The organism is Oerskovia turbata, assembly GCF_000718325.1.
Lineage (GTDB): Bacteria > Actinomycetota > Actinomycetes > Actinomycetales > Cellulomonadaceae > Oerskovia > Oerskovia turbata.
In genome coordinates this window covers 105,196-127,343 of record NZ_JOFV01000009.1, presented here as the reverse complement: position 1 = coordinate 127,343, position 22,148 = coordinate 105,196, and the positions used below count along the sequence as shown (strand labels likewise).

Genomic DNA, 22,148 nt, shown 5'->3' with positions numbered 1-22,148 from the left:
TGCCTACTATGACACTTAGAGCGCTTCTACGTCGCATAGGAGTGTGCCCTCGACCGAAGGAAGACATGCCACATCACTCCGCCCGTCGTCCGCGCTGGCTCATCCCCTCCCTCATCGTCGCGGTCGCGACCCTGCTCGTCGTCCTCTCCCTGAGCCTCGGCGCCAACAGCCCGAGCACCGGCCCCGCCCCAGGGGCGGGCGACCGTGCGACCGACGGGGCCACCGCCGTCACCGAGCCGCAGGAGCAGCCGCGGATCGACCTGGCCCGCCGCCTCGACGGCGACCCCCTGGCTGTCGGCCCGGTCGACGCCCCCGTGACGCTCGTCGTCTACTCGGACTACCAGTGCATCTACTGCGCGTCGTGGTCGAGCACCACCCAGCCGGCCATGCTCGAACGCGTCGAGTCGGGCGACCTCCGGATCGAGTTCCGCGACATCGCCATCTTCGGCGCCGACTCCCTGCGCGCTGCGCAGGCCGCCACCGCAGCCGGGCTGCAGGGCAGCTACCTCGACTTCCACGAGGCCCTCTTCGCGGGCGGCGAGAAGAGGTCCGCGGCCGGGCTGTCCGAGGAGAGCCTGATCGCCCTGGCCGGGGAACTCGGCCTCGACGTCGACCGCTTCACGACCGATCTCCGGTCGGCCGAGGTCGCAGCCCGCGTGCAGACCGACCTCGACGAGGCGAGCAGCATCGGGGTGTACTCGACCCCGGCGTTCCTCATGTCGGGCGAGCCGCTCGTCGGCGCCATGCCCACCGAGACGTTCGTCGAGGCGTTCGACCGCGCGCTCGCCCGCGTGGAGGGCTGACCGGTGGAGCTCGGCCTCGTCGCAGCCTTCCTCGGCGGCGCCCTCGCCCTCCTGAGCCCGTGCGGAGCGCTCCTGCTCCCCGCCTTCTTCGCCGCCACGACCGGGACCAGCACCCGGCTCCTCCTGAACGGAGGCGTGTTCTTCGTCGGCCTGTCGCTCACGCTCGTCCCGCTCGGGCTGGGCGTCGCCGCCGTCGGATCGCTCGTCACCACGCATCGCGACGCCCTCATCCTGGTCGCGGGATGGCTCGTCATCGTGTTCGGCGCCCTCCAGGTGCTCGGGATCGGGTTCGACGCGTCCCGCCTGCTCCCCGGCGCACGCACCGTGCAGGGCGCGGCGGGCCGACGCACCGGGCTGGTCCGCGCACTGCTCCTCGGGACCGTCTCGGGCGTGGCCGGCTTCTGCTCCGGCCCCATCCTCGGCGCGGTCCTGACCCTGGCCGCGACCCAGGAGTCCCCCCTGCTGGCCGGGACGATGCTCGCCGTCTACGGCGCCGGGATGGTCGTCCCGCTGCTCGTGATCGCAGCCTCGTGGAACCGGCTCGGCCCCCGCGGGCGGGCGCGCTTGCGCGGCAGGGCGTGGCAGGTGGGCCCGTTGCGCCTGCACAGCACCTCGGTCGTGACCGGTCTTCTCCTGATCGCCGTGGGCATCCTCTTCCTGAGGACCAACGGGCTCGCTTCGTTGCCCGGCCTCCTGCCCGCAGACCTCGTCACCCGCGCGCAGACCGGCCTCCTGTCGCTCGCCCGCGCGGTGCCGGAGACCGTCGTCATCATCACGCTCGCCGCCGTCGCCCTGGTGGTGTGGTTCGCGCTCGACCGGCGGGCTGCCCGCGCCCGGGCGGCCGCGACCGAGGACCCGGTCGACGCCGCGGCGGAGGACCAGGCTCCCTGAGCACACCCTGGGCACGGCCGCCGCCCTGAGGAGCAGCCCTACGGGGACGCGGGTGAACCGTCGTACTCCAGGGTCTCGTCGAGCCAGTCGAAGACGCGCTGGTGGAAGACCGCGCGGCCCGTCATCTCGCAGTGCCCCGTGACGCCGTCCTCCGGGCCGAGCTCGACGTACTCGGTCGGGCACGTGAGGTTCTCGGCGAGGGTCCGGGCCGAGGCCGAGAGGTCGTCGCCCACGGTGCGGCACACGAGCACGGGGCAGCGGATCAGGTGCTCGCGCCCACGCAGCGTGTAGTCGTGGGACAGCCTGAGGAAGTCGAGCGGGTCGCGCACGCCGTGCACCCACAGGTTCCGGCGCAGCGCCCAGCCCGCCGAGGGCTTCTTGAGGAGCTGGTGCAGCGCCGTCTCGACGACCCTGAGCGCGGCGCCGTCGTCGTCGTCGAGATGGTCGGCCAGGAGCGCGGGAAACCTGGCGGTGATCGTGTCGAACAGGTCGTAGGGGCCGCTGTCGGCGATGCAGGCAGCCAGCCGGTGCTCCCCGGACGCGGCACGGGGCGCGAGGTGGCCGCCGAAGCTCCAGCCGTGCACCACGATGCGCTGCGGGTCCACCTCGTCCAGGGTCAGGGCGTGGTCGACGACGGCGCTCACCACGGTCTCCCAGTCCGGACGGAACGGGACGCCCTGGTCGAGGATCACGCTGCCCTGGCCGGGGCCGTCGAACGCGATCACGTCGTACCCGCGCTCGAGCGCGGCGACCGCGTTCGCGAAGTACAGCTCCTCGGCGGTGCCGTCGTAGCCGTCGACGAGGAGGACCGTGGGGCGCGGGCGCCCGTCGTCGGAGGCCCGGTAGAAGTAGCCGGGGAGCGTCCCGTCCTCGAACGGGATCTCGAGCACGTCCGGGGGGAGGTCCAGGAGCGCGGCGCCCCTGCGGAAGGTCTCGGTCTGGCGGCGCGAGCTCTCGCGGAACCTGTCGTCGACGGGGGACCCCATGAGGAAGAGCCCTGCGGTGCGGTAGTAGTTCGAGGCGCGCAGCCAGGCTCCGCGGGCGCTGACGCGGTGGCCTGCGACGTCGCTCTCCTCGGCGGCCTTCTCGACGCGCTCGGCGGTCGCGGACCACTCGTCGTACCACTGGTTCCCGTCGGTCCGGGTGATGCGGCGCGCCGTCTCGAGGCACTCGCCGATCTGCGCACCGCCTTGTGCGGTGCAGGCGAGCGCGCGAACGAGCTGCGCGTCGAAGAGCTCGTCGTGAAGGACCAGGGTCATGGCTGCTCCGCCCGTCGTCGGACTTTCAGGCTAGGTCCGTGACCGGAGGGCCGCGCGTCGGCGCCGCGCCGCTCCCCTTGACGGACCGGGAATGCTGCGGCAGAATCGGGAGTTATAGATACCCCTAGGGGGTATGCAAGGCGACGCGGTCGCCCGGCTCGACACGAAGGAGGACCAGACAGTGCACCCCATGCACCAGGACGAGCACGGTGACCACCCAGGGCACGGCGGGCATGCAGGTCACGACCGCACAGGTCATGACACGGCAACCATGACCACGACGGACCACTCCGCGCACAGCGCCCACGAAGGACACTCCGGCCACGGCGGCCACTCTGGTCACGTCGCGATGTTCCGCCGCCTGTTCTGGATCATGCTCGCTCTCGCGGTCCCCACCGTCCTCGCGAGCGAGATGTTCGCCTCGATCATCGGCTACCCGCTCCCGGACGTCCCGGGCATCGCGTGGATCTCGCCGGTCCTCGGCACCGTCATGTACGTGTGGGGCGGCAAGCCGTTCCTCACGGGGGCGGTCGACGAGCTCAAGGAGCGAAAGCCCGGCATGATGCTGCTCGTCGCGCTCGCGATCACGGTCGCGTTCGTCTCGTCGTGGGGCGCGAGCCTGGGGATCGTGTCGCACGAGCTCGACTTCTGGTGGGAGCTCGCGCTGCTGGTCGTCATCATGCTGCTGGGCCACTGGATCGAGATGCGGTCGCTCGCGCAGTCGTCGTCGGCCCTCGAGTCGCTCGCCGCGCTGCTGCCGGACGAGGCCGAGCGCGTGGGCACCGACGGTCAGGTGACCACGGTGTCCCCGACCGACCTGGTCGTGGGCGACGTCGTCGTGGTGCGTCCTGGTGGGCGCGTGCCCGCGGACGGCGTGGTGTCCCAGGGGTCGGCGGACGTCGACGAGTCCATGATCACGGGCGAGTCCCGCCCGGTGCGCCGGACGGTCGGCGACCACGTCGTGGCAGGGACCGTCGCGACAGACCAGGCGCTGCGCGTCACGGTCGACGCGGTCGGTGACGACACGGCGCTCGCGGGCATCCAGCGCCTGGTGACGCAGGCCCAGGAGTCCTCGTCGCACGCGCAGCGCCTCGCGGACCGCGCCGCGGGCTGGCTCTTCTGGTTCGCGCTCGGCGCCGCGGTGCTGACGCTGGTCGCGTGGACGGTCTGGGGCACGCCGGAGAGCGCGCTGATCCGGACCATCACGGTCCTCGTCATCGCGTGCCCCCACGCGCTGGGCCTCGCGATCCCGCTCGTGGTGTCGATCTCGACCGAGCGCGCGGCCACGGCGGGCGTGCTCGTCAAGGACCGCATGGCGCTCGAGCAGATGCGCACGGTCGACGCCGTCCTGTTCGACAAGACCGGCACCCTGACCAAGGGCGAGCCCGTCGTGACGCACCTGGTCGCGACGTCGGACAGCGAGGACGAGCTGCTCGCGCTCGCGGCGGCCGTCGAGGCCGACTCGCAGCACCCCCTGGCCCGCGCGATCGTGGGTGCGGCCGCGGACCGGGGTGTGCGGGTGCCGCGCGCCGAGGACTTCCAGTCCTCGACCGCGGTCGGCGTCTCGGGTCTCGTGGACGGTCGCCGGGTCGCGGTGGGCGGCCCGTCGCTCCTGCGCGAGCACGGCCTCGACCCCGTGCCCGACGCCGCCGCATGGGAGGGCGAGGGCGCGACGGTCCTGCACGCGCTCGCCCTGGGCTCCGGTACCCCGCGGGTGCTGGGCGCCTTCGCGCTGGCCGACGAGATCCGGCCCGAGTCCCGCGAGGCGGTCGACGCCCTGCACCGGCGCAACATCCGGGTCGTCATGATCACGGGGGACGCGCAGGCCGTGGCGCAGTCGGTCGCGGACGAGCTCGGCATCGACGAGGTGTTCGCCGGGGTCCGTCCGGGCGACAAGGGCGACAAGGTCTCCGAGCTCCAGGCGCGGGGCCACAAGGTCGCGATGGTCGGCGACGGCGTCAACGACGCTCCCGCGCTCGCCCAGGCGGACGTCGGCATCGCGATCGGTGCGGGCACCGACGTGGCCATCGCGTCGGCGGGGGTCGTCCTCGCGAGCGACGACCCGCGCTCGGTCCTGTCGGTCATCGAGCTGTCCCGGGCCAGCTACCGCAAGATGAAGCAGAACCTGTGGTGGGCCGCGGGGTACAACCTGGTGTCCGTGCCGCTCGCGGCGGGCGTCCTGGCGCCGGTCGGGTTCGTCATGCCGATGGCCGTGGGCGCGCTGCTCATGTCCTTGTCGACCGTGATCGTGGCCCTCAACGCGCAGCTCCTGCGCCGGCTGGACCTCGACCCCGAGCGCGTGGCAGCCTCGTAGGTGATGTCCGTGATGTCCCCGATCGCCCCGGCCGGGACCGTGTCGACCGCCCATCTGGGCGACGCGGTCCGGCCCGCCCGAACCGTCGGCCTCGTCCGGCGGTTCGCGGTGCTGCTCGGGATGGTCGTGCTGCTCGGCGGGTTCGTCGGGATGCACCAGATGTCGGGCAGCCCCGTGGCGCACGGTCCCGCGCACGACGTCACCGACCCGGCGATCCCCACCGTGGGCCACCTCGTCGGCGACGCGGGCGCGGAGGAGGAGGCGCCGTCGGGCACGGGGCACGGCGAGATGGAGGCCATGTGCCTCTTGGTGCTCGTCGCGCTCTTCTCGCTCGGTGGCCCGGCGCTGGTGCGTCGCCTGCCCGACGGCGTCTCGCACGTCGCGCGCGTCGTCGCGCCCTGGTGGCGGCTCGGGTCGGCGCTGCGGCCGCCGTCGCTCGTCGCGCTCGGGATCAGTCGGAGATAGGAGCCCGGCCCGGCCAGGGCCGCAGCGACCGCCACCGCCACGGGGTACCCGTGGCGCACCGACCGATCACCCGAAGGACGACTCATGAACACGCACACCCTGACCAAGGTCGGCATCGGCCTGACCCTCGGCTCGACGCTGGTCCTCGCGGGCTGCGCCGACACCGACGACCGCAGCCCGGGAGGCATGGACCGCGACGGCATGTCGCAGGGCATGCTGGACGCGGACGCCCCGGCGAACCAGGCCGACGTCATGTTCGCGCAGATGATGATCCCGCACCACGAGCAGGCGCTCGTGATGTCGCGCATCGTGCTGGACAAGGACGGGGTCGACCCCGCGGTCGTCGACCTCGCGACCCGCATCGAGAACGCGCAGGAGCCCGAGATCGCGACCATGGAGGGCTTCCTCGACGAGTGGGGCGTCCCGCAGATGGGCGACCACTCTGGCCACGAGATGGACGGGATGCTGAGCGACGAGGAGATCCAGGCGCTCGAAGCGGCGGACGCCGCGACCGTCTCGCGCCTGTTCCTCGAGGGCATGATCGCCCACCACGAGGGAGCCGTGGACATGGCCGAGGCCGAGCTCGCGGACGGTGAGAACGCCGAGGCGCTCGCCCTGGCCCAGGAGATCATCGACGCCCAGGAGGCGGAGATCAAGGAGATGCAGGAGCTCTTGGCGGCCCTGTAACCCGCCCCCTCGCTGCCCCCTCGCTGCCGAGCATGCGGTTGGCGTCCGGATTCCCCGGATCTCGGACGCCAACCGCATGCTCGGCGGTCGACAACCGCATGTTCGGCACCGAGAGCCCGGCCGACCTCCGGCGCTGCCAGACTGGGACGCATGACGCGATCATCCAGCGCAACGGTCGGCGGGCTTCTTCTCACGCCCGGGGCCGGGGCCGGTCGGGACCACCCGACGCTCGTCGCGGTCGAGGAGGCCGTGGCCCCGCTGCCCGTGCGGCGGGTCGACTTCCCGTACCGGGTCGCGGGCAGGCGCATGCCGGACCGTGCGCCCGTCGCGGTCGCGCACCTGGTCGAGGAGGCCGCGCGCTTCGCGGCCGAGGAGGAGTTCACGCCCGACCGGCTCGTGCTGGGTGGCCGGTCCTACGGCGGGCGCATGTGCTCGGTCGCCGTGGCCGAGGGACTGCCTGCGGCCGGGCTCGTGCTGCTGAGCTACCCCCTGCACCCGCCCGGCAAGCCCGACAGGCTGCGCGTCGACCACTTCCCGCAGCTCACTGTCCCCGTGCTGTTCGTGTCCGGGACGACCGATCCGTTCGGCTCGCCCGAGGAGTTCGACGAGCACGTCGCCGCGATCCCCGGGCCCGTCACCCAGGTGCGCCTGCCCGGCGCGCACGACGTGCGCAACGACCACGCGGCGGTGAGCGACGCCGTCGTGCGGTGGCTCGCGACGCTCTGACCTCTCCCCGGGCCGCGACACGCGAGCGACACGCTGGGAGCGCTTCCACAATCACCCGGTCTCGAGTACCTTTGGCGCTGATATGTCGCGTTCGCCCCGTCGATCCGGGCATGTCGGACGAGTACGGTGAGCAACCGTCCGGCACCAGCCCCGCTCGCACCCGAGAGCCGAGGGCGTCCCCCCTCCGATCACCCCCGAAAGGTCCTCCTCGATGCGCGCAGCGCCCGTCGCCCTCCTCACGACAGCGATCCTCGTGGCCACCCCCACGATCGCGTCCGCAGGGTCCGACTCCCCCACCCCGTACACCGTGACCGCGAGCGGCGTGAGCCTGCCCGCAGGCCAGGTGTTCCGCGAGCACGGGCACGTCAACTACCGTGCGACCGCGCTCGACGGGACGGGCGAGCAGAGCTTCAACGTCCACCTCGAGACGGCGAACGGGCGATCGACCGCCGCGTACGTGGGCGCGGGCTTCCTCGACTTCGCGGGCGCCGTCGCCGCGTTCCCCGGCGGGTTCTGCGTGACGTGGGTCCAGGTCGAGGGCTTCGACGAGCACTTCGGCGAGGGCGGCCAGGCGCCCGAGTGCACGCCCGAGCCGACGCCGCTGAGCCCGGCCCCGCCCGTCACGCGGCCCGTCCCGTCACCGGCCCCGAACAGCGAGGTGCCCGACGGCGGCGCACCGGTCCAGGAGCCCACGTCGCCTCCGGTCACGCAGGCCCCGACGACGGCGCCTCCGGTCACCGAGCGCGAGCTCGCCGCGACGGGTCCAGCGCCCGAGGACGTTCCCGTGGCGGGTGCGACCCCGGTCGTGCAGGACGTCCTGTCGGCGGCTCCCGACACGGCGCCCGATGCGGCAGCCGGCGCCGCGACCGTGGCCGACGACGACGGCCTCGCGGCGACCGGGGTGAACACGCTGCTCGTCGCGGGCGGAGCCCTCGTGCTGCTGGCCGCCGGGGTCGGTGCGGTGCTGCTGAGCCGCCGGTCGCGGCGCGCCTGACCCTCCCCCGGAACCAGATGGGTGGTTCGGTCCGAGACGGGTTGCTGGGTCGCGTCCCCAGCAACCCGTCTCGGACCGAACCACCCATCTCACCCGGGCCTCGTGAGAACGGTCAGCGCAGCGGAGCGGCCGGGTACTCGGCAGGGGCCTTGCCCAGCGCCTCGGACAGCTCGAGCCGCTCCTCCAGGACACCGGGCCGCTCCTGGTGCATCTCGGCGATCACGGCCTCCTGCGCGACCGGCGCGAGGTGGTCGAAGTACAGCGTCCCGTCAAGGTGCTGCGCCTCGTGCTGGAGCGCACGGCCCAGGAAGTGCGAGCCTGTGAGCTCGACCGGGTTCCCGAGCTGGTCGAACCCGCGCACGATCGCCTTCACGGGGCGGGCGAGCGGCGAGTAGGCGCCCGGGATCGAGAGGCAGCCTTCGTCGCTCTCCTCGATCTCGTCCTCGGGACCGTCGAAGACCTCGAGCACCGGGTTGACGACGTGCCCGACATGACGGTCCTCGTTCTCGTCCTCCACGTCGTACACGAAGACCCGCAGGTCCACGCCGACCTGCGGGGCCGCCAGGCCCACACCCTCCGCGACGAACATCGTCGTGAACAGGTCGTCGACGAGCTGCGCGAGCTCGGACGTACCGAACTCGGTCACCTCGCGGGCCGGGTTGTGCAGGACGGGCTCACCGATCTCGGTGATGCGCAGGACGTTGCCCCGCTCGACCTCGGGGGCGATCTCCGGGAAGGACTTGACCGGCCGGCCCAGGACGTAGGTGACGGGGCGACGACGGCCGAAGGTGAACATGGGACAAGCGTAAATGGTTGGCTCCGCGCGACCCGACCGCGCGAGGTTCGTCCACGCGAGGCGGTCCGGCAGTGCAGTGAGCACAGCCCAGCCGCCTCGTCCTGCGTCGCCCAGCCCTCCGACGACGGGACCACCCTCGCAGGTTGCGATCCCGCATCGTCCGGTCCGTCGTCACGGACCGCGCGTACGCTGGACGGTGAGCACTGGAGGGCCGTGTCATGAGCGTCCGTAGCTGCATCCTCGTCGGTACGTCGGTCGCCGTCCTGCTTCTCACGGGGTGCGCGGGTCCAGACGCCCCGGCGGGCGACCCGTCACCGAGCGACGCATCCAGGAGCAGCACGTCGACACCGCGCGACGCGTCCCCCTCACCGACCGAGCAGACCCCGGAACAAGCCGAACCGTCCGAGCCGGCCGCTGCGGCAGCACCCCCGGCCTTCGAGGACCTCGTCGTCAGCCCGTCCGGCCTCGGGCCGCTCACGATCGGCGTCCCACCCGAGTCGAACCCCGGGGCGGCGATGATCCGCTGGTCGCCCGACGAGTGCGCGGACATGGGGGTCGACGACCCCGGCCGCTGGGTGACGACGTACCCCCTGGTCGACGGCGGGTATCCGACGAGCCTCGCGGTCGACGACGTCGGCGTCTCCTGGATCGACGTCCTCAAGCCCGGCCCGCGCACCGCAGAGGGCGTCGGCATCGGCACGGAGCTGACGACGTTGCAGGCCACCTACCCGAGCCTTGTCGCGGGAACCCCTGGGCCGGTGTCGAACGTCTGGTGGCTCTCCGCCCCCGACGGCTACCTCGTCTTCGAGACGCAGGGCGACGACGACGGTCTCCAGCCGGCCGGAACGCCAGAGCAGGTCATCCTCATGCGGGTCCTGACCCCCACGGCCGACCCCGACTTCGCGACCGCGAACTCCGACTGGGTCGCGGGAGGTTGCCTGTAGGACTGGCAGGCCCGCAGATCCGAGGAACGCGAAAGGCCCGGAACCGTTGTGGTTCCGGGCCTTCGTGGCTGAGCCGCCTATCAGAATCGAACTGATGACCTTCTCATTACGAGTGAGACGCTCTACCGACTGAGCTAAGGCGGCGCGTACCGGACGTCACGCCGTGCGGCGCTCCGTTTCAGCAAGCGTCGCAACTGTACCCAACGCGGGGGCGTGAGGACAAACTGGCTCCTGCGACGCCGTCGGGCCACCCGCTGGGCCGCCCGGACGAGGGCCCCGCAGGGCACCGGCTCCGAGCAGACCTCAGCAGACCTTCCCGTCCTCCGGGACCTTCCCGTCGACCAGGTAGGCGTCCACGGCGTCGGCGACGCACGCGTTGGACCGGCCGTAGGCCGTGTGTCCCTCGCCCTCCCAGGTGAGGAGCGTCGCGGAGTCGAGGGTCTTGGCGAGGCCCTCGGCCCAGACGTACGGGGTCGCGGGGTCGTTGGTGGTCCCGATGACGACGATGGGCGCGGCGCCCTGGGCGTGGAGGTCGAACTCCTGGTCCACGACGGGGTAGGCCCAGTCGGCGCACGTCAGGCCGCCGTAGGTGAAGAACGAGCCCATGGTCGGGGCGGCCTCTTCGATCTGGGCGGCCTGCTCGGCCATGAACTCGGGGTCGGGGTTGCCGCGCGCGTCGAGGCAGTTGATGGCCCGGAACGCCTCGGCCGAGTTGTCGTTGAACGTGCCGTCGGCGTTGCGGCCGTTGTACAGGTCGGCGAAGCCGAGCAGCATGGTGCCGTCGCCGTCGTTGAGCGCGGCGTCCAGGCCCGCGGTCAGGGCGTACCAGCTCTCGTTGTTGTAGAGCGGCAGCGCGATCCCGTAGAACGCGAGCGTCGAGGTCAGGCGGCGGTCGCTCGAGGTCCGCAGGGGTCGTTCGGCGACCTGGTCGAGGAACGCCTTGACCTGGGCCATGCCGTCGTCGACCGAGCCGGTCAGCGGGCAGCCCTTGCCGCCCTGGCAGTCCTGCACGTAGGCGCGCAGCGCGTTCTCGAAGCCGACGGCCTGCTGCGCCGAGATCTCGTCGGAGGTGAGCGAGGTGTCGATCGCGCCGTCGAGGACCATGCGCCCGACCTTCTCCGGGTAGAGCCCCGCGTACGTCGCGCCGAGCTGGGTCCCGTAGGAGAAGCCGAGGTAGTTGAGCGTCGAGTCGCCGAGGACTGCGCGCAGCATGTCCATGTCGCGCGCGGCGCTCTGGGTGTCGACGTTGCCGAGGAGGTCGCCCGTGTTCTGCGCGCACGCGTCGGCCCAGGCCTTGAGGTCGGCCGCCATCTCGGCGCGGCCCTCGTCGCTGTCGGGGTAGGCGCGGGACAGCGAGGCGTCCTTGGCGGCGTCGTCGAGGCACACGACGGGCGTCGAGGCCCCGACGCCGCGCGGGTCGAACCCGATGACGTCGTACGCCTCCTTGACGGGCTCGCCGATGCTGCCTGCCGCGCTCGTGACGTACTCGATGCCCGACCCGCCCGGCCCGCCGGGGTTGGTCAGCAGCGACCCGATCTTCTCGCCCGAGGCGGGCAGCCTCTTGAGCGCGAGCTCGATCATGCCCTGCGCGGGGTCGTCCCAGCTCAGGGGCGCGATCGCGGTCGCGCACTCGAACCCGCCGCCGCAGTCGTCCCACGCGAGGCTCTGCCCGTAGAACTCGGCGAGCTCGGCCGGCACGTCCTCGCCGGTCCCCGTGGACCCCGTCGAGGACGAGCCCGTCTCGGCGGGGCTCTGCACCTTGGGCGAGGGGGCGCACGCCCCGAGCAGCAGGGCGACGGCGAGCGTCGCGGCGGACAGCGCTGTGGTGCGGCGGTGGGGCGTCTTCACCTGGCAACGGTAACGGGTCGGGCTGGGCCGGGGACCTCGAACGACGCCCCCGGCCCTGCCCTTTCACGCGAACTTCACGGGCGGCGGGCCGCCGGGCCGTCCCGGGCCACGGCGGGGCCCGACAGGGGCCCGGCGGAGCCCGCCGTGGCCTGTCACCAGATCAGGACTGGGCGACCCACGCGGCCTCGCCGACCTGCCCGGCGGCGGCGCGCGGCGTCAGCACGACCGACCCCGCCTCGTCGAGGCGCACGGTCACGTCGGCCGACTCGTCGACCCCCTCGGGGGCCTTGACGACCGTGGTCCAGGGGCGCAGGTCCATGGTGCAGGGCTTGGTCTCGTCGACCTTCTGGAAGGTCACGACGACGTCGCTCCCGTCGAGGGTCGCGTCGCCCTCGGCGATGTGCGGGCACGTGCTCGACCCGAACGTCACGACGTACAGGTACCCGTCCTGCGCGGTCCACGCCGCACCGGGGACGCCGAGAGCGGTGGGGGCGTCGATCCCCGCGGGCAGGTCGACGCCGTTCGCACCGGCCTCGATCGGCAGGTCGGCCGCGTCGAGCGGCGCCTCGGGCGACTCGTCGGCGGGCGTGGTCTCGTCCGCGGTGCTCTCCTCGGCGCTGGGCGTGTCCGAGGTGTTCCCGCCGGAGTCGGTGTCCGTCCCGCACGCGGTGAGCGCCAGGAGCGCGACGAGCGAGACGGCGGGGGCGAGTCGGCGCAGGGATGTCATGGGCGGGGTCTCCTTCGGGCTTCGGCACGGGCGCCGCGGTGCGTGCACCCCTCACTCTCATCATGTCGTGGGGACCGTGGTTCTTGCGTGGCGACACGGCGCCGGTCAGCGGACGGGCGCGCCGCCGTCCGGCGTGCTGGAGTCCACGACCCCCGCCCGGAGCATCTCGACGAACGCCGCGAGCGTCGGCGAGGTGTTGTGGGGCGACCAGGCCGCGCCGATGTCGCGCGACGGCACGGGCTCGTCGAGGCGGATCTCGACGACGTCGTGCACGGGGTGGCGGGCCGGCGGCAGGACGCTCACGCCCAGGCCCGCGGCGACGAGGCCGCGCACGGTGTGCAGGTCCTCGCCCTCGAACCCGATGGTCGGGCGCACGCCCGCCGCGGCGCACAGCGCGTCGACGGTCCCCCGCAGGCCGAACCCGTGCTTGAGCGTGATGAACGTCGAGCGGGTGGCCTCGCGCAACGTGGCGCCGGGGCGCGGCGCGAGCTCGTGCCCCGCCGGGACGATGAGGACGAGCGGCTCCTGGAAGAGCGTGAGGATCTCGCGGCCTGCCGGGGACGGGACCAGGCGTGACACGAGGGCGATGTCGGCCTCGCCCGCGTCGAGCGCGTCGAGGCACGAGCGGCGGGCGCCCTGCGTCATGGTGAACCGGACGGCAGGGTGGTCGGCGAGGAACTCCTTGATGAGGGCCGGGACGACGGACTCCCCGAGCGAGGTCTGGAACGCGACCGACAGCGTGCCGCGCGCGAGCGCCTCCCTCGACCGCACCGCGTCCACGCCGGCGCCGAGGGCCGCGAGCGCCTGGCGGGCGTGCGGCAGGAGGGCGCGACCTGCGTCGGTGAGCCGGATGCCGCGTCCGTGGCGTTCGACCACGGGCACGCCCAGCACCTCGCCGACGCGTGCGACGGCCCGGGACACGGTCGGTTGCGGGGCGCGGAGCATCGCGGCAGCGAGCGTGACCTGCTCGACCTCGGCGACCGCGACGAACGCGGGCAGCAGGGGCAGCAGGCGGCGGGTCTCTTCGTCCAGTGCATCACCCAGCGCAGCATCCATGCTGTGAGCGTATATCTGGAAGCCGATACATGCATTGGACGCAATCCTCCGGGCTTCCTAGCGTCGACCCCATGCCCACAGCCCCCGCACCGGCCGCGTCCCGTGCGCTCGTCGCCTCTCCGACCACCCCGTGGGCAGGGCACCGGCGCAGCTCCCAGGGCTACCGCAGAACGGTCGCGGCGCTCGTGTGCGCAGGACTCGCGACGTTCGCCCAGCTCTACTCGCCGCAGGGCATCCTGCCGATGATCTCCTCCGACCTCCGGATCGCCGCCCCCACGGCCTCGCTCACGGTCTCGGCCTCGACGCTGGGTCTCGCGCTCGCCGTCCTGCCCTGGTCCGTGGTCGCCGACCGCATCGGCCGCGTCCGCGCCATCCGGATCGCCCTGATCGCCGCGACCACCATCGGCCTGCTCACACCGTTCGCACCCACGATCGAGCTGCTCGTCGCCGGGCGCTTCCTCGAAGGCGCCGCGCTCGGCGGGGTGCCGGCGCTCGCGATCACCCTGCTGCACGAGGAGATCCACTCGGCGCACACCGCGGTCGTCGCAGGGATGTTCGTGGGCGGGGTGTCGATCGGCGGGCTCGCGGGCCGGGTGCTCGCCGCGGGCGTCGCCGAGCTCGCCGGCTGGCGCGTGGGCCTGGCCACGGTGTCGGGGCTGTGCGTGCTCACGACCGTCGCGTTCGTCGCGCTCGCGCCGCGAGCACGGGGCTTCGTGCCGGACGGTGCGGGGCTGCGGCACGTCGGCTCGCTCGTCCGGACGAACCTGCGCGACCGCGGTCTGCTCGTCCTGTACGCCAACGGCGCCCTCGTCATCGGCGGGTTCGTGACGATCTACAACTACCTCGGGTTCCGCCTCGAGGCACCGCCCTACCTGCTGTCCCCGGCGGTCACGTCGCTCGTGTTCCTCGCCTACCTGGGCGGGACCGTGTCCTCCCGCCTCGCGGGCAGCCTGACCGTCCGGTGGGGACGCCGACGGGTCCTGGCGGTCGCGGGCGCCACGATGAGCGCCGGGTCACTGCTGACGCTCACCCCGCAGGTCCCCCTGATCCTGCTGGGGCTCGTGGTCCTCACCGCGTCCTTCTTCGGCGCGCACGCGGTCGCGTCGGGGTGGGTCGGGCACCGGGCGGTCGTGGGACGTGCTCAGGCGACCTCGCTGTACAACGCGTTCTACTACGCCGCGTCGAGCCTGCTCGGCTGGCTCGGCGGCGTGACCTGGGTGCACGCGGGCTGGCCCGGGGTCGCGGTCTTCGTCGCCGCGGTGACCCTCACGGCACCGCTGCTCACTCTGGGGTCGCGCTCGCTGCGCACCCCCGCCACCGGGACGTCGCGACGAGCCGCCCGTCCGGGCGTTCTCACACCCTCGCCGGGGACGGGACGTCGATCGCCCGCCTGATCCCGACCGCTCACCGTGCACGACCACCACCCGCGAGGCAGGGTGGGACGAGACGGTGCGATGAGTTCCGACGACGCGGCAGGTCTTGGTCCCCTACCGCTGAGACGGCCGGCGCCCACACCGTCCCGCGCACCCGACGAGAGGCCCGACCGTGACCGACATCGAGACCCGCACCCTCGAAGCCCCGGGGGCGACCATCACCTACGACGTCCGCGGGAACCTCGCCGACGCCACCCCCGAGACCCCCGTGCTCCTGATCGTCGGATCCCCCATGGGCGCCGACGGGTTCGTGACCCTGGCCTCGCACTTCACGGACAGGCCGGTCGTGACGTACGACCCGCGCGGGGTCTCCCGCAGCACCCGCACCGACCCGTCCGCGCCCGTGACCCCTGACCACCACGCGGACGACCTGCACCTCGTGATCGCGGCCCTGGGCGCCGGGCCGGTCGACGTCCTGGCGAGCAGCGGCGGGGCGGTCAACGCCCTCGCGCTCGTCACCCAGCACCCCGAGCAGGTGCGGACGCTCGTGGCGCACGAACCGCCGTCGGGCCCTGCGCTGGCGGACCGTGACGCGGCGCTCGCCGCGGTGCAGGCCGTCTCGCGGTCCTACCAGGACAAGGGGTTCGGCGCGGGCATGGCGCACTTCATCGCCCTCACGAGCTGGGAGGGCCCCTTCCCCGACGACTTCGCCGACCAGCCTGCGCCCGACCCGGGCGCGTTCGGGCTCCCCACCGGAGACGACGGGTCGCGCGACGACGCCCTGCTGGGGCAGAACCTGATCAGCTGCACCCACTACGAGCACGACTACGACGCGCTGGCCCGCGTCTCGACCCGCGTCGTCCTGGCGGCCGGCGAGGAGTCGGGCGAGCAGATGGCTGCTCGCGCGGCCCGCGAGGTCGCGAAGAACATCGGCACCGAGGCCGTCGCGTTCCCGAGCGGGCACGGCGGCTTCATGGGGGACGAGTACGGCATGCCCGGCGACCCGGACGGGTTCGCGTCCACGCTCCGCACGATCCTCGAAGGGACGGACGTCCGTTGACCCGCCGGTCGGCCGGGCTCCGTCCACCGGGTGCTCGGCCGGCCGGGACACACTCCCGGAGGTAAGCATGGACCGCGAGTCCGTCATGACCTGGGTGGCCGCCTACGAGGCGGCCTGGCGCGGCGAGGACCGGGGGGCCGTCGCGTCGTTGTTCACCGAGGACGCCACCTATGCGCGGTCGCCCTACGACGACCCGCTGCGCGGGCACGACGCGATCCGCGACTTCTGGCTCGCCGACGCCGGGGAGACGTTCACCATGACGGCCCAGCCCGTCGCGGTCGACGGTCTCGCGGCCGTCGTCCGTGTCGAGGTCCGCTACGCAGGGCCGAGGCCGCAGGAGTACCGCGACCTGTGGATCCTGCGGTTCGCGGACGACGGCCGCGTCGCGGACTTCGCGGAGTGGGCGTACTGGCCCAGCAAGCCGGACACCGCCTCAGGGGGCACGCCCTCGGCCTGAGGCAGCCCGACGGCGCGCCTACCCCGCCTGGCTCGTCCGGGTCGGTGGCCGAGGGACCTCGAAGAAGTGGTCCAGGTCCTCGCGGGTGAGCGACGAGCCGTCGGTGCCGCCCGCGAGGCTCGCGAGCAGCCGCGCGGCGAGCTCGCGCACGGGTTCGTTGGTGACCGACGAGTGGTGTCGCAGAACTTCGAACGCCTCGTCGTCGTCGAGGCCGTAGACGACCATGAGCGCGCCCTTGGCCTGCTCGATCGTCGCCCGCCGGGCCGCGGACGCCGAGACCGCGCGGGACGCGTGCGCCTGGGCGAGGGCCTCCTGCGAGTCGGTGAGGTCCATGAAGTAGCCCGCGACCTGGGTGACCTCACCGGTCGCCGGGTCGACGTCGCCCTGGCCGACCACCCCGAGGATCCGGGTGCGCCCGGTGGCGTCGACGATCCGGTGCGTACAGCTGAAGGGGTCGCCGGTGCGCGTGACGTCCGCGAGGACCCCGGCCACCCGGGCCACGTCCTCGGGGTGCTTGTGGGCGAGCATGAGCTGGGTCGTCGGGACGACCTCGTGGGGCGCGAAGCCGTGCATCTCGAACAGCTCGTCGGACCACCACCACCGGCCGGTGGGCACGTCGAGCGTGTAGCGCGCGACGGGTTGCGGCCCTCCGGCGAGCAGGGCTGCTTCGAGGTCGCGGCCGTCCTTGTCGTTCTCGTCCTGTGCCATCACGTGGACACTCCCCAGTCCTCCGGCGGCTGCCCTCCGCCCGGGCCCATCCCTTCCGATGGTAGGCACGCCCGGTCGGAGCGCAACAGGACGCCGCCCGGTGCCCGCCGCTGGGCGCACCACGGGGACCGGACGCCCGACGGCGCCGCCCACCCCGAGGAGGTGAGCGGCGCCGTCGGGCGGGCGTCAGGCCGACAAGGGCACCACGGACGGGGCCGGTCGTGCAGCGACCGATCCGTGCCCGGCGACGTCGACCCCCGCGGTGACGACGCGCGCGACACCACCCGAGACCTCGACCGTCGAGACCGAGGCGTTGGGCAGCGCGACCAGCCCGGTCGGCTGGATCGTCGCGAGCATCGCGCCCAGCGTCAGCCCGTGGCCCACGACGAGCACGTGCTCGTCACGGTCCGCGCCCGGGCCCGCCGCGTCGTCGTGCGCGGCGACGATCCGACCGAGGACCGCCCGCACGCGCGCCATGAACGCGGCGCCGGGCTCTCCCCCGCCGATGCCCGGGTGGGTGCCCGCGAGCACCGCGGGCACGAGGGTGCTCCAGGGGACGACCGCGTCGAGCTCTCGCTCGGGCCGTCGCTCGAACGTGCCGAAGGACAGCTCGCGCAGGTCCTCGTCGACCGAGAGCCTCAGGTCGGGGTGGTGGCGCAGGATCTCGATCGCCGTGAGCACGGCGCGCCCCTGGGGCGAGGAGTAGGCGGCGTCGAACTCGTGGCGCGAGAGGTGCTGCGCGGTGACGCGCACCCCCGCTCGGCCCGTCCGCGTGAGCGGCGAGTCGCACGCACCCTGCAGGTGGCGGCGGGCGTTGAGGACGGTCTGGCCGTGGCGGACGAGCGTCAGTGTGAGGGTCATCGTCGAAGTGCCCTTTCCGGTGGTCCGGTGCGTTGTCGCTCGCGACGCTAGCCCCGACGTCCGGCGCCGCGGTGTCCTCGGCGGGGCGCCCGCACGACGATCGGATGAACGTCGTGTGCGTCCCGGACCGTCAGTCGCGCCCCCGCCGCGACGCCTTCCGAAGGGCCGGGACCACGAACGTCACGCCGATCCCCGCGACGACCCACCCCCACCCGAGGTCCGGGTGGGCCGGGGCGAGGACGTCCGAGAGCCCGGCGTCGGCGAGGCGCACGAGGGTCCCCTGCTCCTGGGCGAGCGCCGGCACGACGCCCACCGCGACGAGCGCGATCCCGAGCCAGCGGGCCGTCGCCGTGCCGTCCAGGACGGCGCGCGCTCCGCGCGGGCCTCGCCGGGCGAGCAGGTAGGTGAGGAACAACGCCACGCCGACCAGCGCGAAGAACGCGATCAGGTCGATCTTGTCGAGAGGGCGGTGGAGGTAGACGTCGGTCCAGGGCATGGACTCCCCCAGGACGGCGGTCACCCCGACCTCGTCGGTCCCGACCTCCGCGGCACCGGTGGCCCTGGCGGCGTCGAGAAGGCGCACGTCGACGAGCCCGAGCGGCCGGGTGAAGCCGTTGACGAGGTGGATGAGCGCAAGGCCCCAGGCGATCACGGCACCCGTCAGGGCGAGCGCACCGGCCCTGCCCTCGTCCCGGGCGCGGGTCTCGCGACGGTCGGGCGTCCGGGGGGAAGCAGTGTCGGCCATGGTCTCGCTCTCGTCGCGGGGCGGGTCGCCACATCTTCCCGGAGGGCCGGGGCCGCGTCCAGCCCCGGCCCGGTGGGCCTCAGTGCGCCGCGGGGGCGGGCGCGTAGCTCCCGGTCTCGAGCTCCTGGGCGAGCGACGGTCGCGTGGGCGACCAGCCCGCCGCACGCGAGCGCGTCGTGGTCGCGGCGCGCTGGTCGAGCAGGAGCGCGTCGGCGAAGGGCACGCCGAGGCGCTCGCGGCTCGCGTCGTCGCTCTCCGGCCCGACGGCGCCACCCAGCCCGGCAGCGCGGCTCGCGGCCCGCGTGAGGTCGGCGACCGTGACGCTGTCGTCGCTCGTGCCCAGGAGGCGACCCGTGAGCCTCTGCTCGAGCGCGAGCACGTAGAGCTCGGCGAGGTCGTCGACGTGGACCGTCGCCCAGTGCTGGGTGCCGCTGCCGACCAGGGTGAGCGCGGCGCCGTCGGGCCCGGTGCGCGGGGCTCCTGCGAGGAGCGCCGGGATGCCGGCCCCGTGGCCGTGCACGACGCCCGGGACGACGACCGAGGCGACCACGCCGCCCTGGGCCGCGGCGGTGAGGAGGCGCTCCTCGATCGGGACGCGCCACGCGACGATCGCGGGCGGGTCCAGGGGCGAGTCCTCGACGATCGCGTCCCCGTCCCCGTAGACCCAGATGCCGCCCGTGTGGACGAACGGCCTGGTCGTGCCGTCGAAGGTCGCGAGGACCGCGTCGACGACCGAGGTGTCGATCGCGGGGCTCGTGCCGTCGCTCGCGGCTGCGGCGTGGACCGCCGCGTCGACGTCGGCGAGGAGCGCGGCGACCGCGGTCGGGTCGGTGATGTCGGCGACCACGGGCGTCGCGCCCGCGGCCTCGACCCTGCGCGCGGAACCCTCGCTGCGGACGAGGGCCGTCACCTCGTGCCCGTGCGCCGTGAGCGCGGTCAGCACCGCGGACCCGATGTAGCCCGTGCCGCCCGTGAGCAGAACCTTCATGTCAGCCTCCTCGACCCCACCCGGGGTGCCGGCGACGCCTGGCGCGTCGCGATGGGCCGACAGTATCCAGCGGGTACCAATGACTTCAACGTGCCATTATTACCTGATGGATACTGTTGCGGTCCCGGTCCAGGAGATCCCCGACGTGTTCTCGCCGGCGTGCCCCTCACGGCTCGTCGTCGAGCGCCTGGGCGACAAGTGGACCCTGCTCGTCCTCATGGCGCTGCGACCCGGCACGCTGCGCTTCGGTGAGCTGCGCGACAAGATCGGCGCCGTGACCCCCAAGGTCCTCACGCAGACCCTCCGCTCGCTCGAACGCGACGGGATCGTGACCCGCACCGTCTACGCCGAGGTGCCGCCGCGCGTCGAGTACACCCTGACCGACCTGGGGCGCTCGCTGCTCGAACCCGTCGACGCGATCCGCGCCTGGTGCGAGATCCACGGCGACCGGATCGCCGCGGCGCGCGAGGCGTCGACGGTCTGAGGCCGGCCCCCGCCGACCCGCTCAGCCCTGCGGGCGGAGCGCGATCGCCATGGCCTCGAGCGCGAGCAGCGGCGCCACGTTGCCGCCGAGCCGCTCGCGCGCCACGCCGATCGCATCCATACGGCGCACCGTCTGCTCGGGCGTCGAGTCCTCCGCGAGCGCCCGCACGGTCTCCGCGAGCTCGGCGTTGACGAGGTCGACCTGCGCACCGAGCTGGACCACGAGCACGTCGCGGTAGAGCGAGAGCAGGTCCAGCATGGACCGGTCGAGGACGTCACGCTGGTGGCGGGTCGCGCGCCGCTTCTGGTCCTTCTCGAGGTCGGTGAGCTGGGACCGGAGCCGGGGTGGCATGGTGCCGCCCGGCTCGACGCCCAGGGCGCGCAGGAGCTCGGCCTTCTCGATCGCGTCCCGCTCCTCGGTCGCGGCCTTGGCCTCGGCCTGCGCGACCTCGACGAGCTCGCCCGCGGCGACCACGGCGTCCCCGACGCCACGGATGCGGCGTGCGAGCGCCAGCACCGACGACCTGCGCTCGCGCGCCTTGCCGTCCCGGGCCAGGCGCCGGGCGAGGCCGATGTGGCTCTGCGCGGCACGCGCCGCGGCCTCGGCGACGACCGGGTCGACGCCGTCCCGCGCGACGAGCAGGCGCGCGACGGCCTCGACCGGGGGGACCCGCAGCGCGACGCCCCGGCAGCGGGACCGGATCGTCACCAGCACGTCCTGCGGGCTGGGCGCGCACAGGATCCAGACCGTGCGGGGCGGCGGCTCCTCGATGGCCTTGAGCAGGACGTTCGTGGTGCGCTCGGCCATGCGGTCGGCGTCCTCGACGATGATGACGCGCCAGCGGCCCTGCGACGGCCGCCTGCTCGCGACCCCCACGAGGTCGCGGACCTCGTCGATCGCGATGGTCACCTTCTCGGTCGCGACGATCGTCACGTCGGCGTGCGTCCCCGCGAGCGTCGTGGTGCACGCCTGGCACACGCCGCACCCGCCCTGCTCGCACTGCAGCGCGGCGGCGAACGCCCGGGCCGCGTTGGACCGCCCCGAGCCGGGCGGGCCGGTCAGGAGCCACCCGTGGGTCATGGCCGCGGGGTCGGTCGCCGCGGCCGAGAGCATCTCGACCGCGTGCTCCTGCCCGACGACGTCGTCCCAGACCGTCACGGCGCGGCCGTCCCGGCAGCGGGACCGGGCGCCGGGTGCGTCACGGGGCGCGTGACCGGCAGGTCCGCGAGGTCCGGGGCGTAGCCGATCGCGGAGTCGGAGTCGTCGAACCCGTCGTCGGGCAGCGCCTCGATCGTGTCCTCGGCCTCCTCGACCACGGGTGTGAGCTCGAGCCGCGCCGCGAGGTCCACCCGGATCTGGGCCTGGATGTCGTCGATCGACGCGGTCGCGTCGATCACGACCCACCGCTCGGGGTCCGCGGCAGCGCGCCTGAGGAAGGCCTCGCGGGTACGGCGGTGGAAGTCGATCCCCGCGCTCTCCAAGCGGTCGGGCTTCCCCTGCAGCCGCTCGGCCGCGACCGCGGGGTCGAGGTCCAGCAGGACGGTCACGTGCGGCATGAGCCCCTGCACGGCCCACAGCGAGATGAGCTCGACCTCGTCGACCCCCAGCTCGCGGCCACCCGACTGGTACGCGACCGACGAGTCGAGGTAGCGGTCCGTGACGACCACGGCGCCGCGCTCGAGCGCGGGCCGGACCAGGTGCGCGACGTGGTGCGCACGGTCCGCCGCGTAGATGAGGGCCTCGGTGCGGGCGTCCATGTCCCTGCCGTGCAGCACGGCCTGACGCAGCTCGACGCCCAGCTCGGTGCCACCTGGTTCGCGGGTCAGCACGACCTCGCGGCCGGTCAGCTCGCCCAACCACTGCCCCAGAAGACGGGACTGGGTGGACTTGCCGACGGCGTCGCCGCCCTCGAACGAGATGAAGTAACCGGGTGTGCTCACGCGCCCACGATAGTCTGGCCAC

General features: G+C 73.5%; 23 protein-coding genes and 1 tRNA gene. 12 read left to right on the top strand and 12 right to left on the bottom strand.

Annotation, left to right across the window (positions count from 1 at the left end; all coding sequences use genetic code 11):
• Window positions 1–65 precede the first annotated feature (65 nt).
• Both IE95_RS0111770 and IE95_RS0111765 read left to right on the top strand, forming a co-directional pair.
• Window positions 66–803, top strand: a complete 738-nt coding sequence (locus tag IE95_RS0111770; protein WP_030151825.1) for a DsbA family protein — start codon at window positions 66–68, stop codon at window positions 801–803.
• A gap of 3 nt (window positions 804–806) precedes the next feature.
• Window positions 807–1,694, top strand: a complete 888-nt coding sequence (locus tag IE95_RS0111765) for a cytochrome c biogenesis CcdA family protein (protein ID WP_030151824.1) — start codon at window positions 807–809, stop codon at window positions 1,692–1,694.
• A gap of 38 nt (window positions 1,695–1,732) precedes the next feature.
• Here IE95_RS0111765 and IE95_RS0111760 read toward each other — a convergent pair whose 3' ends face one another.
• Window positions 1,733–2,953 carry an alpha/beta hydrolase gene (locus tag IE95_RS0111760; RefSeq protein ID WP_030151823.1) on the bottom strand — a complete coding sequence of 407 codons (1,221 nt, stop codon included), beginning with the start codon at window positions 2,951–2,953 and terminating at the stop codon, window positions 1,733–1,735.
• A 133-nt stretch (window positions 2,954–3,086) separates the two neighbouring features.
• Here IE95_RS0111760 and IE95_RS0111755 point away from each other — a divergent pair, with 133 nt between their 5' ends.
• The 5 genes from IE95_RS0111755 to IE95_RS0111735 all read left to right on the top strand — a co-directional run bounded on the left by IE95_RS0111755 (window position 3,087) and on the right by IE95_RS0111735 (window position 8,139).
• On the top strand, window positions 3,087–5,267 hold the full coding sequence (locus IE95_RS0111755; RefSeq protein ID WP_206053302.1) for a heavy metal translocating P-type ATPase: 2,181 nt from the start codon (window positions 3,087–3,089) through the stop codon (window positions 5,265–5,267).
• 9 nt (window positions 5,268–5,276) lie between these two features.
• Entirely contained in the window at window positions 5,277–5,732 is a 456-nt protein-coding gene (locus tag IE95_RS0111750; protein ID WP_129429567.1) for a DUF6153 family protein, read from the top strand.
• Window positions 5,733–5,816: 84 nt separating this feature from the next.
• The gene (locus tag IE95_RS0111745; protein ID WP_030151820.1) at window positions 5,817–6,419 is read left to right on the top strand and encodes a DUF305 domain-containing protein; all 603 of its coding nucleotides are present in this window, start codon (window positions 5,817–5,819) and stop codon (window positions 6,417–6,419) included.
• A gap of 150 nt (window positions 6,420–6,569) precedes the next feature.
• On the top strand, window positions 6,570–7,145 hold the full coding sequence (locus IE95_RS0111740) for an alpha/beta hydrolase family protein (RefSeq protein WP_030151819.1): 576 nt from the start codon (window positions 6,570–6,572) through the stop codon (window positions 7,143–7,145).
• Window positions 7,146–7,356: 211 nt separating this feature from the next.
• Window positions 7,357–8,139, top strand: a complete 783-nt coding sequence (locus IE95_RS0111735; protein ID WP_030151818.1) for a hypothetical protein — start codon at window positions 7,357–7,359, stop codon at window positions 8,137–8,139.
• A 112-nt stretch (window positions 8,140–8,251) separates the two neighbouring features.
• Here IE95_RS0111735 and def read toward each other — a convergent pair whose 3' ends face one another.
• Window positions 8,252–8,935, bottom strand: coding sequence for a peptide deformylase (gene def, locus IE95_RS0111730; RefSeq protein ID WP_030151817.1), 684 nt, complete (start codon window positions 8,933–8,935; stop codon window positions 8,252–8,254).
• Between the two features lie 218 nt (window positions 8,936–9,153).
• Here def and IE95_RS0111725 point away from each other — a divergent pair, with 218 nt between their 5' ends.
• Complete coding sequence (locus tag IE95_RS0111725; RefSeq protein WP_030151816.1) at window positions 9,154–9,879, top strand: hypothetical protein; 726 nt, start codon at window positions 9,154–9,156, stop codon at window positions 9,877–9,879.
• A 71-nt stretch (window positions 9,880–9,950) separates the two neighbouring features.
• Here the strand turns inward: IE95_RS0111725 and IE95_RS0111720 are convergent.
• The 4 genes from IE95_RS0111720 to IE95_RS0111705 all read right to left on the bottom strand — a co-directional run bounded on the left by IE95_RS0111720 (window position 9,951) and on the right by IE95_RS0111705 (window position 13,510).
• Window positions 9,951–10,023 (bottom strand) — tRNA-Thr (locus tag IE95_RS0111720).
• Window positions 10,024–10,182: 159 nt separating this feature from the next.
• On the bottom strand, window positions 10,183–11,727 hold the full coding sequence (locus IE95_RS0111715) for an alpha/beta hydrolase (RefSeq protein WP_030151815.1): 1,545 nt from the start codon (window positions 11,725–11,727) through the stop codon (window positions 10,183–10,185).
• 160 nt (window positions 11,728–11,887) lie between these two features.
• A complete protein-coding gene (locus tag IE95_RS0111710) occupies window positions 11,888–12,454 on the bottom strand; it encodes a hypothetical protein (protein WP_030151814.1) in 567 nt (188 codons plus the stop codon).
• Between the two features lie 105 nt (window positions 12,455–12,559).
• The gene (locus tag IE95_RS0111705) at window positions 12,560–13,510 is read right to left on the bottom strand and encodes a LysR family transcriptional regulator (RefSeq protein WP_084690177.1); all 951 of its coding nucleotides are present in this window, start codon (window positions 13,508–13,510) and stop codon (window positions 12,560–12,562) included.
• Window positions 13,511–13,581: 71 nt separating this feature from the next.
• On the opposite strand from IE95_RS0111705, the gene IE95_RS0111700 reads away from it, so the two are divergent.
• The 3 genes from IE95_RS0111700 (at window position 13,582) to IE95_RS0111690 (ending at window position 16,400) form a co-directional block, all read left to right on the top strand.
• Window positions 13,582–14,904 (top strand): MFS transporter, encoded by a 1,323-nt coding sequence (locus IE95_RS0111700; protein ID WP_084690176.1) that lies wholly within the window; start codon window positions 13,582–13,584, stop codon window positions 14,902–14,904.
• A 151-nt stretch (window positions 14,905–15,055) separates the two neighbouring features.
• Window positions 15,056–15,943: an alpha/beta fold hydrolase gene (locus IE95_RS0111695; protein ID WP_030151811.1), complete on the top strand. Its 888-nt coding sequence runs from the start codon at window positions 15,056–15,058 to the stop codon at window positions 15,941–15,943.
• Window positions 15,944–16,010: 67 nt separating this feature from the next.
• Complete coding sequence (locus tag IE95_RS0111690) at window positions 16,011–16,400, top strand: nuclear transport factor 2 family protein (protein WP_030151810.1); 390 nt, start codon at window positions 16,011–16,013, stop codon at window positions 16,398–16,400.
• 18 nt (window positions 16,401–16,418) lie between these two features.
• Here IE95_RS0111690 and IE95_RS0111685 read toward each other — a convergent pair whose 3' ends face one another.
• From IE95_RS0111685 to IE95_RS0111670, 4 genes are all read right to left on the bottom strand, one after another.
• Window positions 16,419–17,108, bottom strand: a complete 690-nt coding sequence (locus tag IE95_RS0111685; protein ID WP_051703039.1) for a PAS and ANTAR domain-containing protein — start codon at window positions 17,106–17,108, stop codon at window positions 16,419–16,421.
• A 186-nt stretch (window positions 17,109–17,294) separates the two neighbouring features.
• Entirely contained in the window at window positions 17,295–17,969 is a 675-nt protein-coding gene (locus tag IE95_RS0111680; protein WP_030151808.1) for a histidine phosphatase family protein, read from the bottom strand.
• Between the two features lie 130 nt (window positions 17,970–18,099).
• Window positions 18,100–18,714, bottom strand: coding sequence for a hypothetical protein (locus IE95_RS0111675; RefSeq protein ID WP_030151807.1), 615 nt, complete (start codon window positions 18,712–18,714; stop codon window positions 18,100–18,102).
• 79 nt (window positions 18,715–18,793) lie between these two features.
• On the bottom strand, window positions 18,794–19,702 hold the full coding sequence (locus IE95_RS0111670) for an NAD-dependent epimerase/dehydratase family protein (protein ID WP_030151806.1): 909 nt from the start codon (window positions 19,700–19,702) through the stop codon (window positions 18,794–18,796).
• A 106-nt stretch (window positions 19,703–19,808) separates the two neighbouring features.
• Between IE95_RS0111670 and IE95_RS0111665 the strand changes: the two genes are divergently transcribed.
• Window positions 19,809–20,186, top strand: coding sequence for a winged helix-turn-helix transcriptional regulator (locus IE95_RS0111665; protein WP_030151805.1), 378 nt, complete (start codon window positions 19,809–19,811; stop codon window positions 20,184–20,186).
• Window positions 20,187–20,207: 21 nt separating this feature from the next.
• On the opposite strand, the gene IE95_RS0111660 is transcribed toward IE95_RS0111665, so the two are convergent.
• Together IE95_RS0111660 and tmk are read right to left on the bottom strand one after the other, a co-directional pair.
• Window positions 20,208–21,344 (bottom strand): DNA polymerase III subunit delta', encoded by a 1,137-nt coding sequence (locus IE95_RS0111660; RefSeq protein WP_030151804.1) that lies wholly within the window; start codon window positions 21,342–21,344, stop codon window positions 20,208–20,210.
• On the bottom strand, window positions 21,341–22,126 hold the full coding sequence (tmk, locus tag IE95_RS0111655; protein ID WP_420819387.1) for a dTMP kinase: 786 nt from the start codon (window positions 22,124–22,126) through the stop codon (window positions 21,341–21,343). Before tmk ends, IE95_RS0111660 begins: the two co-directional genes overlap by 4 nt.
• Between the last annotated feature and the right edge of the window lie 22 nt (window positions 22,127–22,148).